Below are 17,138 nucleotides of genomic sequence, written 5' to 3'. Positions count from 1 at the left end.
CGACGTTTTTGGGCCCATCCATGCAATCAGTTGGTTTTGAGCTCTTCGAGTTCTTCTTCTTCTTCTTCTTCTTCGCGTGGCAATTTTTCTGGCAGTAGCAAGTTGAGCAAAATGGCGGTGATACCGCCAGCCGCTACGCCGGATGAAAAAATGCTCTTAATGAACTCGGGCATAAATTGCAGAATCTCTGGCTTTTGCGCAATGCCTAACCCCATCGAAAACGACAGCGCCATGATTAAAATCGCGCGGCGGTCGAGATCCACACGGGAAATAATACGCACACCCGCGGCTGCAATGGTGCCGAACATGACGATGGTTGCACCGCCAAGTACCGGTTCAGGAATCAATTGTACAAAGCTTGCCACGCCCGGGAACAGGCCGAGCAACACCAACATGGCGGAAATAAAGTAACCCACATAACGGCTGGCAACCCCGGTGAGCATAATTACACCATTGTTTTGGCTAAAGGTCGAGTTGGGAAAACTGTTAAAGACCGCCGCCAGCGCGGAGTTCAAACCATCAGCCAGCACACCACCTTTAATACGCTTCATGTAAATCGGCCCTTTGACAGGCTCGCCCGACACTTCGGAAGTGGCGGTGATATCACCAATCGCTTCCAATGCGGTGATCAAGAAAATCAGTACCAGAGGAATAAAGAGTGACCAATCAAAACCTAAACCAAACTGCATAGGTATTGGTAGGGCAATCAGGGCAGTCTCACTCAGTGAATCAGTGTTCACCATCCCCATCAAGTAGGCCATGATATAACCGACGAACATCGCAATCACAATCGATGCTACGCGAATGTATGGGTTACTTGAGCGGTTGAGCAGCACGATAAGTCCAAGCACGGTTCCCGCCAATGCCAGTTTGTCTAAGCTGCCAAAAGTGCCATCGCTGAGCGCAGCATAGCCGCCACCCATAGAAACTAAACCAACTTGTACCAGTGTTAAGCCTATCAGGGTAACCACAATGCCCGACACCAGCGGCGTGATCACGCGGCGCGCGTATTGCAGCACTCGTGATAATAGGATTTCAGCAAAAGAGGCAACTAAAATGGTGCCAAAGATCGCCGCCATCATAGTGCTGATATCTGCACCACCCGCTTTTAATGACAAGCCTGCGCCAATAATTGGCCCAAGAAAGTTAAAACTGGTGCCTTGGATAGAAAGTAAACCGGAGCCAATCGGGCCAATGGTGCGGATCTGGATAAAAGAGGATAAGCCAGATGCAAACAGCGACATGCTGATGATGGTGTTAGTCTGTTCGGCAGAAACACCAAGTGTTTGGCAAATAATAAGCGAAGGGGTGATGACCGCAACAAACATGGCTAGCAAATGTTGTAAAGCGGCGAAAATGGTTTGGGGTAGCGGTGGCCTATCGTTGAGTTGATAAACCAAATCAGACTTACGCGAAGCGTTGTGGATAGTCATACTGTTTTCCTAATGGTGCGTTGTTGTCTTAGCGTTCGCTGAGTGGGAGCACTAAGTGGAGCAGACACGTCATCTGTGATTGCTGTTAATCAGAATCTGCTCGGACTGGATAAGTGAGTAGTTCACTAAAAAAATTGGCGAAATTATAGAGGGTTTACGCAAGAAAGCAAACGTTTGCTTTTGCTGTGTAAGGGAGAGGGGAATACAGAACGAACAATCTTATGCTTTGGCGTAGATGTCCTTCTCTCCTAACCAGCGATCGATAATGGCGGTCGCGTGGCTTGGATAATGGTCGTGTAAGTAGCGAGCAATGCGCTGTACTTCAGGAATTAAACGTTGGTCACGGACTAAATCCGCAATTTTGAAATCCGCGAGGCCGGTCTGTTTGGTACCAAGCAGCTCACCCGGACCGCGAATTTCTAAGTCTCGTTGGGCAATCACAAAACCGTCATTGCTCTCACGCAGTACACCCAAGCGTTTTTGCGCGGTTTTCGATAGCGGCGCATGGTAGAGCAATACGCAATGGCTGGCGACAGAGCCTCGCCCTACGCGGCCGCGTAATTGGTGCAACTGTGCTAAGCCTAAACGCTCAGGGTTTTCGATGATCATCAAGCTCGCATTCGGCACGTCAACGCCAACCTCAATCACCGTTGTGGCAACCAGCAAGTGCAGTTCATTGTTTTTAAAGGCTTGCATCACCGCTTGTTTTTCGCTTGGCTTCATTCGGCCATGCACCAAACCGATTTTGACATCGGGCAGAGTGCGTTGTAGTTCTTGCGCTGTGTCGGCGGCGGCTTGCGCTTCTAGCACCTCAGACTCATCAATCAAAGTACAGACCCAATAAGCCTGTTTTCCTTCACTCAAACAGGCATGACGTACGCGCTCGACGATATCATCACGCTTTGTATCTGGGATTGCGACAGTTTGAATGGGCGTTCGTCCCGGTGGCAGTTCATCAATAACGGAGGTTTCTAAATCAGCGTAAGCAGTCATCGCTAAAGTTCGTGGGATCGGCGTTGCGGTCATGATCAACTGGTGCGGATACGCGCCTTGCTTCGCCCCTTTCTCACGCAGTTCTAAACGCTGGTGGACGCCAAAGCGGTGTTGTTCATCAATGATGACGAGTGCAAGGTGATTAAATTCAACTTGTTCTTGAAAAAGAGCGTGAGTACCCACTATCATTTTTGCCTCACCGCTGGCAATGCGAGCCAGTTCTGTTTCTTTCGCTTTGCCTTTTAATTTACCCGCCAGCCAGCCGACTTGGATGCCCATTGCTTCAAACCAGTTGGCAAAGTTAATCGCGTGCTGCTCGGCCAGCAATTCCGTCGGCGCCATTAATGCTACTTGATAGCCATGTTCGATAGCTCGTGCGGCGGCTAATGCAGCGACCAAGGTTTTCCCTGAGCCCACATCACCTTGTACTAAACGCATCATGGGGTGAGCTTGTGCCAGATCGGCTTCGATCTCTGTCACAACACGTGTTTGCGCTTTAGTGGGAGAGAAAGGCAGTTGTGCAAGCAGTTGTTGTTTGAGTTTGCCAGACCCAGCCAGCGGCAATGCGATATCTTGCTGGCCTTGATGGCGTACAGCCAGCATGGAGAGGTTTTGCGCCAACAGCTCTTCCATAATTAAGCGAACCTGCGCCGGGTGTTTCCCTTCATCAAACAGTTGCAGGTTAATGCCCGGTGGCGGCCGGTGAATGATGTGCAGCGCTTCAGAGAGCGTAATTTGGTGATCATACAACCCGGCAGGTAGCAATTCTTGTACGGCGGCTTTGTCGAGTAAACTTAATGCTTGATCAGTAAGTGTGCGTAGCGTGAGTTGGCGCAGGCCATCGGTTGTTGGGTAAACGGGTGTTAAGTTAGCTTCGACATCTGGCTGTTGCTGAGGAGCATAAAATTTATAATCAGGATGAACAATTTCAAGGCCGAATCCACCACGCTTAATTTCACCGTAAGCGTGCACTAACTTACCTTCAGCAAAATTGTTTTTCATCCCAGCCGTAAAGTTAAAAAAACGCAGCGTAATGGTGCCGTTACCATCGCTTATTTTTACTGTGAGCATTTTGCGTTTGCCAAAAACCGTATCCACCGCCATGACTTTACCTTGCACGGCGGCCCAAAGCCCGGGATGCAATTTAGCAATAGGGTAGATCCGTGTGCGGTCCTCATAACGTAAAGGGAGATGGAACAGCAGATCTTGCACACTGATTAAGCCAACCTTTTCCAGTTTTTCAGCCACTTTAGCACCCACGCCAGAGAGTGAGGTGAGAGGAATCGCGGACAGTAGCTGTGACATAACAGGGCTCATTAACAGTATCGTTATCTATTATTCAACCATCGAACTGTTTTTTTGTACAGCATAAAATCATGTAATGGTCGATAAGCGGCAGGCCATCGGCTAATTTGAATAGTGACGTCTAAAATGCAAGATGAAGTAGGGTATCGGCAAATAAAAAACCCCATGAGTGGTTAGCCGCAAGGGGTTTTATTTATTTGGATAGTTTAATTTTTCCGGCGTCGCACTTTCAGTGCATGAGGCATCACACGAATTTTTTTCATGATGTTTGCTAAGTGAATGCGATCTTTGGTGGTCAGCAGCACAGTAACAGTATACAAACGTCCATCACGCTCTTCGGTGGAGAGGCCATGAATGTTGGAACCTGTTTTCGAGATTACATTCGTCAGTTCCGCTAACGCACCTTGGTGGTTTTGCATGTCCACTTTCAGTTCGGTGATGAACTCTTGGTCGTAATCTTTAGACCACTCAACCGCCATGTAACGATCCGGCTCTTTTTGGTAGCCACGAACATTAGGGCAGGTTTCACGATGCACCACTAAACCACGACCCGGAGATACATGCGCAATGATGTGATCGTCTGGGATGGGGTGGCAGCAGTTAGCAAACGTGAGCAAAATACCTTCAGCGCCGCGGATCGGCAGTTTCTTTTTCGGTTTGCCATCATTGCTTTCCACTTCGGTCAGCTCATCAGCATCACCAAGCAGACGACGCGCAATGACAATACTCATCAGTTCGCCTAAACCAATCGCGGCCAGCAGATCATCGACCGTGGCCATTTTAAGCTCACCAATCACATGTTTAATGTTCTCGTCACTGATGTCACTGAGTGAAAGATCACCCAGCGCGTGATTGAGCAAACGTCTACCAAGTGTGATCGATTCCTCACGGCGCATGGTTTTAAGCACTTGACGTATCTTAGTACGAGCGCGAGACGTGACCACATAGTTGAGCCAAGCGGCATTAGGGCGAGCCCCAGGTGCGCTGATGATTTCAATCGTTTGGCCGTTTTTCAGTGATTTACTTAACGGATAAGGGTTTCGATCAACACGAGCTCCAACACAGGTATTACCGACATCGGTGTGTACCGCGTAGGCAAAATCAACCGCAGTTGCCCCGACAGGCAGCTCAACGATGCGGCCTTTGGGGGTGAAGACGTAGATTTCATCAGGGAAAAGATCCGACTTAACGTTCTCAATAAACTCAAACGAGTTGCCAGCGCTTTGTTGTAGCTCAAGTAGGCTTTGCATCCAGCGCTGTGCTTTAATTTGCGCGGTGGTGCCAGTGCGTTCGCCATTACCTTTGTAAGACCAATGAGCAGCCACGCCTTTGTCGGCCATCTGTTCCATGTCTTCAGTGCGGATCTGCACTTCAACTGGAACGCCGTGTGGGCCGACCATCGAGGTATGCAAAGATTGGTAGCCGTTCGCTTTGGGCACGGCGATGTAATCTTTCATGCGCCCCGGGCGAGGTTTGTACAAGCTATGAACTTGGCCTAATGCGCGATAACAAGTGTCTGCGCTATCCACTACTACTCGAAAAGCGTAGATGTCCATAATGGTGTGAAAGCGCTGCTCTTTGGTTTTCATCTTGTTATAGATGGAGAACAGGTTCTTTTCACGGCCGACCACGCGTGCTTTCAAACCGAAATCTTGCAAGCGGCCTTCAATTTCACTGTGGATGCGTTGGATCATCTCTTTGCGGTTACCGCGAGCGGATCTCACCACTTCTTTCAATACGCGATAACGATTCGGGTACAATGCTTCAAAGCCAAGCTCTTCTAGCTCAGTTTTGATGTTATGAATCCCTAAGCGGTGAGCAAGAGGCGCGTAAATCTCTAACGTTTCACGGGCAATACGACGCTTTTTATCCGGGCGCAATGCGCCAAGGGTACGCATATTGTGTGTGCGGTCAGCAAGTTTGATGAGAATAACGCGAATGTCTTGCACCATTGCCAGCACCATCTTACGAAAGTTCTCGGCTTGGGCTTCTTTACGATCACGAAATTTCAACTTGTCGAGTTTAGAAACCCCGTCCACCAATTCCGCCACGGCGTGACCAAATTGTGCTTCAAGATCGTCTTTAGTGACATCGCAATCTTCGATGACATCATGTAATAACGCTGCTTGTAGCGTTTCCAAATCAAGGCGCATATCAGCCAAAATTCGAGAAACCGCAACAGGGTGAATAATGTAAGGTTCGCCGCTAGAACGGGTTTGCCCTTCATGGGCTTCACGTGCGACCACATAAGATTGACGCAGAGCCTCAATTTGAGGCTCTGTTAGGTATTCTTGGACAACGTCTTTAAGGCTATCAAATAGATACAAATTATAGGCCCGGAAGGTTGTTGAATTTGAATGGCAGAATTAACGGTTGTGAGCGATGCTGCTTACGGCGGCCAATTCTGCGGCTTCTTGCTCTTTCTGCTCTTGGCGCTCACGAGCATCAAGCACATCTTTCGTGATAAGACCTTCTTCGATTTCGCGCAGAGCGATAACGGTTGGCTTATCGTTCTCTTCTGGCACCAATGAATCTTTACCGCCAGTTTGCATTTGACGAGCGCGGCGAGCCGCAATCAGAACTAGGTCGAAACGATTGCCCACTTTTTCAACAGCGTCTTGAACAGTTACGCGTGCCATGAGAACTCCAAATAGTTAACTAAAAATTTTTAAATGACGAGAAAGTATACAGTCTAATCTTTGTTTATACTAGCGATAGACTTTGCCTTGTTTGAGCGGGTGATTATTCCGCCAGTAGCGCGTTGAGCATGCTGTTATATTTAGCAGCTTGCTTGTCTTGCTTCAATCGTTCAGCACGTAAAATAGCTCTGAAATCCATTAATGCCACATCGAAATCATCATTTATGATGACATAGTCGTATTCGGTGTAATGCGAGATTTCAGCTTGAGCTTCATTCATACGTTTAGCAATGACGGCTTCACTGTCTTGACCACGAGCATTCAAGCGGCGTTCCAATTCTTCTTTTGAAGGAGGAAGGATAAACACACTTTTTGCATCCGGCATTTTGTCGCGTATTTGACGCGCGCCTTGCCAGTCAATATCAAGAAAAACGTCAATGCCTTTGTTGAGGTTATTTTCAATCCATACCTTAGAGGTGCCGTAGTAGTTGCCAAATACTTCAGCATGTTCGAGAAATTCACCTTTAGTAATCAACTCTTCAAACAGCTCTTTTTGCACAAAATGGTAGTGAACACCATCTTGTTCGCCCGGGCGCATGCCGCGTGTGGTATGTGAAACAGAGACTTTCATCGCATAGGTTGGGTTGGTTTCCAACATCGCAGAGATCAAGCTTGATTTGCCTGCACCACTGGGTGCAGAGACGATATAAAGAGTACCTTTGCCCATCTGTTCTGTTCCACGTTAGGTTAGGATTGAATACTGATATTTGCGTCTATCAGCATGTTAAAAGATAGCACTGACCCAGAGAGTTTCATCCTAGAAAATGAAAATAAGGCCAGAAAAAATGGAGGCGAAGAATAGCACGTTCCCATGGATGTCTACAACAAAAAGGTCGGCCTTTAGCTGTGAAAGGGGAATTTTAAAACGGTGATATTTTCTTCAATGGGTAAACGTTTGCTCTTATTTCAAGGCTTGTCGAGGGGGTTTATTGCTGTATAATCGCCCGCCGCTGAGCTCGTGATTTGAATATGATCGCGTGATAAGCCTACAAATTAATGCAAGACTAATTCTTCGATTTGGGTTCCCTCGCCCCCAAAACAAACTAAAAAGGTACACAATGAGTTACTTTACCCTTGCGCAGCAGCGCAAAGCTTTGGCACTTTTAGTGCTATTTCATTTGATCATTATTGCATCAAGCAATTATCTGGTTCAGCTGCCCTTTACTGTATTCGGTTTACATACCACTTGGGGCGCATTTACTTTCCCATTCATTTTTCTGGCAACGGATCTCACTGTACGCATTTTTGGTGCAGCCTTGGCCCGTAAAATCATTTTCTTAGTGATGTTACCGGCTTTGATTGTTTCTTATGCACTCTCGGTGCTATTTTTTGAAGGTCAATTCCAAGGGCTTGCTCAGCTTCATGAGTTTAATCTGTTTGTTGCTCGTATTGCGATTGCCAGTTTTATGGCGTATTTGCTAGGGCAAATTATGGATGTGCATGTGTTTAATCGTCTGCGCCAGATGAAGCAGTGGTGGGTTGCGCCAACATGTTCTACGTTATTTGGTAATGCATTAGACACGGTCGCTTTTTTTGCGATTGCTTTCTATCAAAGCCCAGATCCATTCATGGCTGAACATTGGACCGAAATTGCCTTGGTTGATTATGGTTTTAAACTGGTGATCAGTTTAGGCCTGTTTGTGCCGATGTACGGTGTGCTGCTCAATTACTTGATCCGGAAGCTGACAGCGGTCAACCCTGATTTTCGAACCGTTGGGATCAATGCTCAGTAGTTGAAATGTTCAGTAGTGGGGTAGCAAGCTATTATACTAGGAAGATAGAAAATCAAAGCCCGAGCAAGTGCTGCTCGGGCTTTTTTATGTGTCTGCATCTTATAACTATGATGGGTCGATAATGAGTGGCCAACCAATGTCGCTTTGACGGTTTGCTTCAATATCCAGCTCGGCGGTGGTGAGAGGATTGGCCGCTAACCATTTGGCGGATAACCGAAGAGTCAGTTGGTCACCTTGAGCTTGCAGTGTAAATTTAGGCTGTAGTGCCTCGTTACGACGATGGCTGAGCAATACGGCAAGGCGCAGTAAACGTAACACCCGCTTGGCGCTGTTGCCCGACAGAGCGTACTGCTCTGGCAATGAAGAGAGCTGCTCGCGATAACGACGAGCAATTTCGCCTAGAAAGTGTTTCTGTGCACGGGTATAGCCGGGTAAGTCGAGGTTTTGTAACAGGTAGGCGCTGTGTTCACCGCCTTTTTTTAAATCAATCGCTAACCCTATTTCATGCAATTGTGCAGCGGTAGTGAGCAGCATTTCAGCTTGCGGTTCCGCAATCCAATCTTCCCCCCCACACTGTTTGAGCAGTGATTGGGCAAGTTGAGCCACTTGCTTGGCGTAGTCAACATCAATTTGATATCGCACCTGGACGCTATTGATGGTACGCGTTCGAATGTCATCTTGGCGCAGCTCTTCGACCATTTCATACACTAAGCCTTCACGCAATGCGCCGCCAGCTAAAGTCATCGATTCAATCTCGAGCAGTTCAAAGATGGCAATTAAAATCGAGAGGCCACTTGGGAAAACTAACGCTCGCTCTAAAGTTAAGCCTTCAATATCAAGCTCTTCCAAGTGATCGGCGAGCATCGCTTGTTTTTGCAAGCGTTTTAGTTTGGTATGAGTGATCACCTCATCCATCCCTTGCGCTAGCATAATTTCTTGCAACGCTTGTACTGTGCCACTGGCACCCACGCACACATCCCAACCTAACTGTGAGTATTGTTCAAGGATAGGCGCTAACGTCTGTTTTGCCGCATCGATCGCTCGATTAAAGTTAGCCGCGTTAAGTTGTCTGTCTTTAAAATGGCGCTCAAGCCAAGTGACGCAGCCCATTTTTAAACTGGTTAACGCTTTGGCACCGAACCCTTCACCAATGATGAGTTCAGTACTGGCCCCACCAATATCGACAACCAAGCGTCGTCCTAAGCCACCTGAAGTGTGCGCCACTCCTTTATAGATAGTCGCCGCCTCTTCTTCACCGGAAATAACCTGAATGGGGTGGCCGAGTATTTGGTTGGCTTGAGTTAAAAACAGTTCAACGTTGGTGGCTGTGCGCAGTGTGGCAGTGCCAACAATACGGATATTGCTGGCGGGTATATCTTGTAGTCGTTCCGCAAATAAACTGAGGCAGTCCCATCCTCGCTGCATCGCTTCTTGGCTAAGAGCGTTGTTATCATCTAACCCGGCGGCCAAGCGTACTTTGCGCTTTATTTTGGCCATCGTTTGTACACTGCCATCAATATGACGCACGATGAGCATATGAAAACTGTTCGACCCAAGGTCGATGGCAGCGTAGAGCGGCGAGGAGACGGCTTTACTCATAAATGGATTACGAACCCTTATTGCTTTGATGCGGTTGACGTGGGCGACGATTTTGTGGCTTACGGTTGCCAGTACGAGGGCCATTGTTATTAGTACGGCGCTGCTGAGGATTACGAGAACGCAGACGAATTGGCGGTGGTAAGTCTTCAATCAACGCCGATGCATCGTAATCAGAAACAGGAACCGCGTGCCCGGTGTACTCTTCAATCGCGGTTAGGTTAATGGCGTACTCTTCACAGGCAAAACTAATCGAGTGACCACTCTCTCCTGCGCGACCTGTACGACCAATACGGTGCACGTAGTCTTCACAGTCATCAGGTAAGTCGTAGTTGAATACGTGTGTGACTTGAGGAATGTGTAAGCCTCGCGCTGCCACATCGGTTGCAACAAGAATGTCGACATCACCGGTAGTAAATTGCTCAAGGATCTTTTCACGTTTCTTCTGCGGTACATCACCCGTTAGCAGGCCGACACGGTGCCCATCTGCAGCTAAATGACCCCAAATAGAGTCGCAGCGGTGTTTTGTGTTGGCAAAAATGATGGCGCGATCTGGCCAGTCTTGTTCTATCAGTGTCTGTAATAGCGCCATCTTATGTTCGTTAGACGGGTAGAACAGCTCTTCTTGGATGCGATGGCCAGTTTTTTGTTCTGGTTCAACAACCACGTGCTCAGGGTTATGCATGTGCTCGAACGCCAATTCTTGAACGCGATAAGAAAGCGTGGCTGAAAACAGCATGTTCAGGCGCTCTTTAGGTTCTGGCATACGGCGAAACAGAAAACGAATGTCCTTGATAAAACCAAGGTCAAACATGCGATCAGCTTCATCCAGCACAACTGCTTGAATATTATTCAAGTTAAACACGTGTTGTTTGTAGAAATCGATGATACGTCCTGTTGTACCGATCAATATGTCGACACCATCTTGCAGCTTAGACAACTGCTTATCGTAGCTTTCACCACCGTAAGCCAGCGCGGCTTTGATGCCAGTGCTGGCAATCAGAGGTTCGGCGTCGTTATAAATTTGAATCGCTAACTCACGAGTCGGGGCCATAATAATGGCACGCGGCTGCGTCGGTTTTCGCCCTTCATGTTCAGGGGTTGTTAGTAAGTGGTTAAAAGTAGCAGCGAGAAACGCAAGCGTTTTACCAGTCCCTGTTTGGGCCTGGCCTGCAATGTCTTGGCCGGTGAGCAGTACCGGCAACGCCAAGGCTTGGATCGGGGTACAGTAATCGAACCCTTTTTTTTCCAATCCTTCAACAACTTGAGGATGTAATCCCAAATCGGCGAACTTTTGCTCTGTGATATGTGTCTTTTTCATCGCCATAGAATATCAGCTTAAGCTTGCAATACGAAAGTAAATACATTCCAATAGAGCATCTATTTACTGGTTAGCTTATAATCAGTGCAGAAAAACATATTGGAGTGGAAGATGAGCGATAAGATTTTGCAGCTTACAGATGATGGTTTTGAGAACGATGTAATCAAAGCTGCAGGCCCTGTTCTTGTTGATTTTTGGGCAGAATGGTGTGGTCCTTGTAAGATGATTGCGCCAATTTTGGATGAAATCGCTAGCGAGTACGAAGGCAAACTGACTATCGGTAAATTAAATATCGACCACAACGCAGGTACTCCACCTAAGTTTGGTATTCGTGGCATCCCAACCTTGCTGCTGTTCAAAAATGGCAACGTCGCTGCAACGAAAGTTGGTGCGTTATCAAAAACTCAATTGAAAGAGTTTTTGGACGCAAACCTATAACAGGTATCGCAAAGCCGTACATTTTCTGATGCACGGCTTTGTTTTTTTGAAAAGAAACAAACTCTAGACTAGGCTATTATTTAGTGCTAGTTTATCGCACGTTAATTAGACAAGTGTTCACTTCTTGGTCGATCCTGAGACCAAAATCCATCTTAACTAGAAAATAGATCCTATTTTGACTAAACAAGTATCCACCACAATGAATCTAACAGAATTGAAGAACAGACCTGTGTCTGATCTTGTGAAACTTGGTGAGAGCCTAGGCCTCGAAAACCTAGCGCGTCTAAGAAAACAAGACATCATCTTCTCCATCCTAAAAGCGCACGCAAAAAGTGGTGAAGATATATTTGGTGATGGGGTCTTGGAAATTCTTCAAGACGGTTTTGGTTTCTTACGTAGCGCCGACTGTTCATATTTAGCTGGCCCTGATGATATCTACGTATCACCAAGCCAAATTCGCCGTTTCAACTTACGCACCGGTGACTCAGTATCCGGCAAAATTCGCCCACCAAAAGAAGGCGAACGTTATTTCGCATTGTTAAAAGTTAACACCGTTAACCACGACAAACCGGATAATGCACGTAACAAGATTTTATTTGAGAACTTAACTCCACTGCATGCCAATGAACGTATGATCATGGAGCGTGGTAATGGCTCGACAGAAGACATTACGGCACGAGTTCTAGACCTTGCCTCTCCGATTGGTAAAGGCCAGCGTGGTTTGATTGTTGCTCCGCCAAAAGCGGGCAAAACCATGTTGCTACAAAATATCGCGCAAAGTATTGCTAACAACCATCCTGATTGCGTGTTGATGGTGCTACTGATTGACGAACGTCCTGAAGAAGTAACGGAGATGCAACGCCTTGTGAAAGGCGAAGTGGTTGCTTCTACGTTCGATGAGCCAGCTTCACGTCACGTACAAGTGGCAGAAATGGTGATCGAAAAAGCAAAACGTTTGGTTGAGCATAAGAAAGATGTCGTTATCCTGCTTGATTCCATCACACGTTTAGCTCGCGCTTACAACACAGTGATCCCGTCATCTGGCAAAGTGTTGACTGGTGGTGTGGATGCCAACGCATTGCAACGCCCTAAGCGCTTTTTTGGTGCGGCTCGTAATGTAGAAGAAGGCGGTAGTTTAACGATTATTGCGACGGCACTGGTTGATACTGGCTCTAAAATGGATGAAGTTATCTACGAAGAGTTTAAAGGTACAGGTAACATGGAATTGCACCTTAACCGTAAAATTGCGGAAAAACGTGTTTTCCCTGCTATCGACTTCAACCGCAGCGGTACTCGCCGTGAAGAGTTGCTTACTAAACCTGATGAGTTACAAAAAATGTGGATTCTGCGTAAGATCGTTCACCCAATGAGTGAAAGTGACGCAATGGAATTCTTAATTGATAAGCTCGCTATGACGAAAACTAATGATGAGTTTTTTGATGCGATGCGCCGTCAATAATAAACGCTAAGTTTAGTATGACCAACGCCACCGTTTATCGGTGGCGTTTTTGTTTGCATTTGACCCATTAACCTTCCACAATAGGCTAAATGTTACAAGGAGGTTAAAATGCAACAAGGAATGTTGTCGTCGCTTCTCCTCTCGCTATTTTTATTTTGTGCGTGGCCAAGTGCTGCCTCTATAGAAATAACGTCTGATACAGCTCAAAAATGGCTTCAGGAAGAACAAATTCGCCATAAAAGTGCAGAGCTATTGCAGTACGCAGTACATGATGAATTTGATTCTTTGCGTTTTTCATTACAACGTTTAGCGCTATTACCGCAAGAAGCCGCACGTTTTCTGTTGCTGCAAAAAATCGAGCAGTTGGATCTCGCGCTAACGCCGAATATGGTGATCTTCATTGAAGAGCAGCAAGCGCTTGCACCCACTTATCAAGTTGTCGAAAAAGAACAAGGCTATGAATTCTCAACCCCAGCTTTTGACTCTTCTGCGATAGCCAGCCGTTTATTAAAGCGTTGGCGGCAGGAACAAACCATTCTCGATTTCTCCATTCAGCAGGAACTCACACGATTAGCCAGCGTAAGCGATGAATTTGCGATAAAACAGATCATGGCCGCCAGTGAAAATCCAAGTTTAAAAGTACAAGCGATTAAGGCATTAGTTCGCATCAGCCCCATGCGTCCTGATATCCGCGACTTTCTGATAGCCAAAATGTCAATCAATGAAGAGGTCAATTTAGTGGCCACTGCTTTGGTCGAGCAAGGACACAGCCGCTGGCTAAAGGATTTACTGGTGAGTAATTCTCAGGTGAAAAGTCGTGGTATTTTGCAAGCCCTCTCTCAATAACCCTATGAAATTTGGGGATCGTTAATGGGTTGTTTTTGTTATACTGCCTGCAGTTTAATCAGCGATGTAGTAGGCCTATGAGCTTTAAGGATTTACGTGAATTTGTTGACCATCTGGAAAAAACAGGCCAACTAAAACGCATTACTTGCCCGATTGATCCTCATTATGAAATGACGGAAATTAGCGACCGCACTTTGCGTGCCGCAGGTCCTGCTTTGCTATTTGAAAACCCGATCGGTTATACGGTTCCCGTGCTCACTAACTTGTTTGGCACCGCAAAACGCGTCGCGATCGGCATGGGGCGTAAAGAGGTCCAAGAGTTAAGGGAAGTCGGCAAATTACTGGCTTATCTCAAAGAGCCTGAGCCACCACAGGGCTTCAAAGATGCTATCGATAAATTGCCTTTATTTAAGCAAGTGCTCAACATGCCAACCAAACGACTACGCAAGGCTCCTTGCCAGGAGATTGTTTGGCAGGGCAACGATGTTGACTTAGACAAAATCCCAGTGATGAGTTGTTGGGCCGATGATGTGGCACCCCTTCTAACTTGGGGGCTGACCATCACTAAAGGGCCAAACAAGAAGCGACAAAATCTCGGGATTTATCGCCAACAGAAACTCAGTAAAAACAAAGTCATCATGCGTTGGCTGGCGCATCGTGGTGGTGCTCTAGATTTAAGAGATTGGATGGACACTCACCCCGGAGAGAATTTCCCAGTTTCAGTGGCTTTTGGTGCTGATCCTGCAACCATTCTAGGCGCGGTGACACCAGTGCCAGATACGCTTTCTGAATATGCTTTTGCTGGATTGCTACGAGGCAGTAAAACAGAAGTGGTTAAATCGCTCAGTAATGATCTAGATGTGCCTGCTAGTGCGGAAATTGTGCTGGAAGGCTACATAGATCCAAACGAATATGCTGACGAAGGGCCTTATGGTGATCACACGGGTTACTATAATGAAGTTGAAAAGCATCGTGTCTTTACGGTTACGCATATCACAATGCGCAGCAATCCTATCTACCATAGCACTTATACCGGACGCCCACCTGATGAACCAGCTGTGCTTGGTGTTGCGTTAAATGAAGTGTTTGTACCTATACTCCAAAAACAGTTCCCTGAAATCGTCGATTTCTATTTACCGCCGGAAGGTTGTTCTTATCGAATGGCGGTGGTGACGATGAAAAAGCAATACCCTGGTCATGCAAAGCGAGTCATGATGGGAGTTTGGTCGTTCCTTCGCCAGTTTATGTACACTAAATATGTGGTGGTGTGCGATGAATCAGTCGATGCTCGTGATTGGAATTCAGTTATCAATGCAATGACAACACATATGGACCCAGTCCGAGACACTTTATTCATCGAACATACACCGATTGATTCACTTGATTTTGCCTCTCCAGTGGTGGGGCTAGGCTCCAAAATGGGCTTAGATGCTACCATTAAATGGGATGTTGAGAGTGACGGTACAAGACAACAGTCATCACCATCAACGGCTCCTCAGATCAAAGCTGAGCATTTGGATCAGCTTAGAGCACAGCATTCTGAGATTGTTGATATCTATTTAGTGCCATTTTCTAATGATGGTTTCTTGATTGTATCCATGAACAAAGCGTTCGCTGGTCAATCTCAAGAGCTGTTAAAAAAGATATGGGCATTTTTAGAGACATTTTCAAACCTGAAGTTTGTTGTGCTCTGTGATGATGATGTGAATATCCGAGATTGGAATGATGTGATTTGGGCGATAACCACGCGCATGGATCCGTCTCGAGATACTGATCGTATAGAAGCTAACGAAGGGCAATGTTCCAAGCTCCTGCTGGATGCAACCAACAAACTCTCTGGTGAAGTTCAGCGAGAGTGGGGGACGCCAATCCAAAAAGATCACGAGGTCGTCACCAAAATAGACTCGCTCTGGGATGAGCTAGGTATTTTATGACTTATACGGTGATCTTACTGCCGAAAGGCGATACTTTTGAAGTGCAAGACGGTACAACGGTGTTGGAAGCTGCGCTCAACAAGAACATCTCTTTTCCACACCGTTGTCAAATAGGTGCATGCGCTATGTGTATGTGCAGAAAATTAGAAGGTGTAGTGGAATATAACTTAGAACCGATGTTGACTGACGAAGAGCAGCGACAAGGTTGGATATTCCCTTGCCAAGCCTTTGCAACAAGTAACTTAGTACTTACTTTTGCAGAGTAAGTCAGAGGAAAAACATGACCACCCAATGTAAAGTAAAGTCAATTGAGCCATTAGCCTCTAATACTTATAAAATCATCCTCCAACCTGAAAGCGTTCTTGCATTTAAAGCTGGGCAATATCTCATGGTAGAAATGGGTGAGAAAGATAAACGTCCATTTTCTATCGCAAGCAGCCCTTGCCGTTCTGGTGAACTAGAGTTGCACATTGGTGCCGCCGAGCACAATGCTTATGCACAGGAAGTGGTTGAGAAAATGAGAACGGCATTAAGCAACAATGGTTTAGTCAATATAGATGCACCTCACGGTGATGCGTGGGTAAAAGAAAATGAGCGCCCTCTACTACTCATTGCTGGAGGAACAGGTTTTAGCTATGTACGCTCGATTTTAGATCACTGTATTAGCCAAAAGAAAAGTAACGCTATCTATTTGTACTGGGGAGCAAAAGACGTTTACCAACTCTATGCAAAAACAGAACTGAGTGAGATTGCTCAGCAATTTGAGAACATCCACTTTGTACCTGTTGTTGAAACGGCTGATGAAGGTTGGAATGGTAAGGTTGGCAATGTACTCCAAGCGATCAATGATGATTTCGAGTCGTTAGAAGCGTACGACATTTATATTGCAGGTCGTTTTGATATGGCTGGAGTAGCAAGAGAACAGTTTACCCAATACAAAAATGCAAAAAGCGATCACATGTTTGCTGATGCCTACGCTTTTATTTAAGATCGAGAGAGATTAAAGCCTATCAAAAGAGAGCGAAATGCTCTCTTTTGACGCTTTGTGGCTGCTATTTAAACAAAATAGATGTTTTTCTTATTTTTTATTAAAAACCGCTTGCACTCATCTTCGTTCTCCCTATAATGCCGCCTCACTGACACGGCACAGCCAGTAAGGGTTCAAGCCCAGCGAGCAGCCAATAAGTAGGTCAAATCGGTAAGACGAAATAATTTAATAAAGTGTTTGACACTTTTCATTATCTCGCTAGAATGGCCGCCTCTTCAAAGGAAGCCTCGGCAAGCCAGAGAAGAACGCTCTTTAACAATATAAACCTATCAATCTGTGTGGGCACTCGTTGATGATAATCAAAAAGATTTATCAATGAACTGAGTGACCAAT

At 46.3% G+C, this 17,138-nt stretch carries 14 protein-coding genes; 7 read left to right on the top strand and 7 right to left on the bottom strand.

The window, feature by feature from the left end:
- Positions 1–26 precede the first annotated feature (26 nt).
- The 5 genes from AACT18_RS02430 to gmk all read right to left on the bottom strand — a co-directional run bounded on the left by AACT18_RS02430 (position 27) and on the right by gmk (position 7,097).
- Positions 27–1,433 carry a uracil-xanthine permease family protein gene (locus AACT18_RS02430; protein WP_094125374.1) on the bottom strand — a complete coding sequence of 469 codons (1,407 nt, stop codon included), beginning with the start codon at positions 1,431–1,433 and terminating at the stop codon, positions 27–29.
- A 219-nt stretch (positions 1,434–1,652) separates the two neighbouring features.
- Positions 1,653–3,731 (bottom strand): ATP-dependent DNA helicase RecG, encoded by a 2,079-nt coding sequence (gene recG / locus AACT18_RS02425; RefSeq protein ID WP_094125373.1) that lies wholly within the window; start codon positions 3,729–3,731, stop codon positions 1,653–1,655.
- Positions 3,732–3,937: 206 nt separating this feature from the next.
- Positions 3,938–6,058: a bifunctional GTP diphosphokinase/guanosine-3',5'-bis pyrophosphate 3'-pyrophosphohydrolase gene (gene spoT / locus AACT18_RS02420; protein ID WP_094125372.1), complete on the bottom strand. Its 2,121-nt coding sequence runs from the start codon at positions 6,056–6,058 to the stop codon at positions 3,938–3,940.
- A 39-nt stretch (positions 6,059–6,097) separates the two neighbouring features.
- The gene (gene rpoZ / locus AACT18_RS02415; RefSeq protein ID WP_013855406.1) at positions 6,098–6,370 is read right to left on the bottom strand and encodes a DNA-directed RNA polymerase subunit omega; all 273 of its coding nucleotides are present in this window, start codon (positions 6,368–6,370) and stop codon (positions 6,098–6,100) included.
- Between the two features lie 103 nt (positions 6,371–6,473).
- The gene (gene gmk, locus AACT18_RS02410; RefSeq protein WP_017044367.1) at positions 6,474–7,097 is read right to left on the bottom strand and encodes a guanylate kinase; all 624 of its coding nucleotides are present in this window, start codon (positions 7,095–7,097) and stop codon (positions 6,474–6,476) included.
- Between the two features lie 391 nt (positions 7,098–7,488).
- On the opposite strand from gmk, the gene AACT18_RS02405 reads away from it, so the two are divergent.
- A complete protein-coding gene (locus tag AACT18_RS02405) occupies positions 7,489–8,163 on the top strand; it encodes a 7-cyano-7-deazaguanine/7-aminomethyl-7-deazaguanine transporter (protein WP_026028324.1) in 675 nt (224 codons plus the stop codon).
- A 105-nt stretch (positions 8,164–8,268) separates the two neighbouring features.
- Here the strand turns inward: AACT18_RS02405 and gppA are convergent, their stop codons facing one another.
- Together gppA and rhlB are read right to left on the bottom strand one after the other, a co-directional pair.
- Positions 8,269–9,762, bottom strand: a complete 1,494-nt coding sequence (gppA, locus tag AACT18_RS02400; RefSeq protein ID WP_094125371.1) for a guanosine-5'-triphosphate,3'-diphosphate diphosphatase — start codon at positions 9,760–9,762, stop codon at positions 8,269–8,271.
- 7 nt (positions 9,763–9,769) lie between these two features.
- A complete protein-coding gene (gene rhlB / locus AACT18_RS02395) occupies positions 9,770–11,080 on the bottom strand; it encodes an ATP-dependent RNA helicase RhlB (RefSeq protein ID WP_064626111.1) in 1,311 nt (436 codons plus the stop codon).
- A 111-nt stretch (positions 11,081–11,191) separates the two neighbouring features.
- On the opposite strand from rhlB, the gene trxA reads away from it, so the two are divergent.
- The 6 genes from trxA (at position 11,192) to fre (ending at position 16,745) form a co-directional block, all read left to right on the top strand.
- Positions 11,192–11,518 (top strand): thioredoxin TrxA, encoded by a 327-nt coding sequence (gene trxA, locus AACT18_RS02390; RefSeq protein ID WP_010319293.1) that lies wholly within the window; start codon positions 11,192–11,194, stop codon positions 11,516–11,518.
- Positions 11,519–11,717: 199 nt separating this feature from the next.
- On the top strand, positions 11,718–12,977 hold the full coding sequence (gene rho, locus AACT18_RS02385) for a transcription termination factor Rho (protein WP_010319292.1): 1,260 nt from the start codon (positions 11,718–11,720) through the stop codon (positions 12,975–12,977).
- Between the two features lie 108 nt (positions 12,978–13,085).
- Positions 13,086–13,823, top strand: a complete 738-nt coding sequence (locus tag AACT18_RS02380; protein WP_094125370.1) for a hypothetical protein — start codon at positions 13,086–13,088, stop codon at positions 13,821–13,823.
- Between the two features lie 77 nt (positions 13,824–13,900).
- Complete coding sequence (gene ubiD / locus AACT18_RS02375) at positions 13,901–15,757, top strand: 4-hydroxy-3-polyprenylbenzoate decarboxylase (RefSeq protein ID WP_029189858.1); 1,857 nt, start codon at positions 13,901–13,903, stop codon at positions 15,755–15,757.
- Positions 15,754–16,023 (top strand): 2Fe-2S iron-sulfur cluster-binding protein, encoded by a 270-nt coding sequence (locus AACT18_RS02370; protein WP_013855397.1) that lies wholly within the window; start codon positions 15,754–15,756, stop codon positions 16,021–16,023. Before ubiD ends, AACT18_RS02370 begins: the two co-directional genes overlap by 4 nt.
- Before the next feature lie 14 nt (positions 16,024–16,037).
- Positions 16,038–16,745: an NAD(P)H-flavin reductase gene (gene fre / locus AACT18_RS02365; RefSeq protein WP_094125369.1), complete on the top strand. Its 708-nt coding sequence runs from the start codon at positions 16,038–16,040 to the stop codon at positions 16,743–16,745.
- Positions 16,746–17,138 lie beyond the last annotated feature (393 nt).

It is taken from the genome of Vibrio sp. V04_P4A5T148 (assembly GCF_963875605.1).
Taxonomy (GTDB): domain Bacteria; phylum Pseudomonadota; class Gammaproteobacteria; order Enterobacterales; family Vibrionaceae; genus Vibrio; species Vibrio anguillarum.
The sequence above is the reverse complement of the archived record's forward strand: the minus strand, read 5'-3'. Positions and strand labels throughout refer to the sequence as shown.

Excerpts from the sequence above, each read along its gene's own strand:
- AACT18_RS02405 (WP_026028324.1), top strand. The coding sequence starts at position 7,489 with ATGAGTTACTTTACCCTTGCGCAGCAGCGCAAAGCTTTGGCACTTTTA.
- gppA (WP_094125371.1), bottom strand. The coding sequence starts at position 9,762 with ATGAGTAAAGCCGTCTCCTCGCCGCTCTACGCTGCCATCGACCTTGGG.
- AACT18_RS02430 (WP_094125374.1), bottom strand. The coding sequence starts at position 1,433 with ATGACTATCCACAACGCTTCGCGTAAGTCTGATTTGGTTTATCAACTC.
- recG (WP_094125373.1), bottom strand. The coding sequence starts at position 3,731 with ATGTCACAGCTACTGTCCGCGATTCCTCTCACCTCACTCTCTGGCGTG.
- AACT18_RS02380 (WP_094125370.1), top strand. The coding sequence starts at position 13,086 with ATGCAACAAGGAATGTTGTCGTCGCTTCTCCTCTCGCTATTTTTATTT.
- gmk (WP_017044367.1), bottom strand. The coding sequence starts at position 7,097 with ATGGGCAAAGGTACTCTTTATATCGTCTCTGCACCCAGTGGTGCAGGC.
- rpoZ (WP_013855406.1), bottom strand. The coding sequence starts at position 6,370 with ATGGCACGCGTAACTGTTCAAGACGCTGTTGAAAAAGTGGGCAATCGT.
- rhlB (WP_064626111.1), bottom strand. The coding sequence starts at position 11,080 with ATGAAAAAGACACATATCACAGAGCAAAAGTTCGCCGATTTGGGATTA.
- trxA (WP_010319293.1), top strand. The coding sequence starts at position 11,192 with ATGAGCGATAAGATTTTGCAGCTTACAGATGATGGTTTTGAGAACGAT.
- AACT18_RS02370 (WP_013855397.1), top strand. The coding sequence starts at position 15,754 with ATGACTTATACGGTGATCTTACTGCCGAAAGGCGATACTTTTGAAGTG.
- ubiD (WP_029189858.1), top strand. The coding sequence starts at position 13,901 with ATGAGCTTTAAGGATTTACGTGAATTTGTTGACCATCTGGAAAAAACA.
- rho (WP_010319292.1), top strand. The coding sequence starts at position 11,718 with ATGAATCTAACAGAATTGAAGAACAGACCTGTGTCTGATCTTGTGAAA.
- fre (WP_094125369.1), top strand. The coding sequence starts at position 16,038 with ATGACCACCCAATGTAAAGTAAAGTCAATTGAGCCATTAGCCTCTAAT.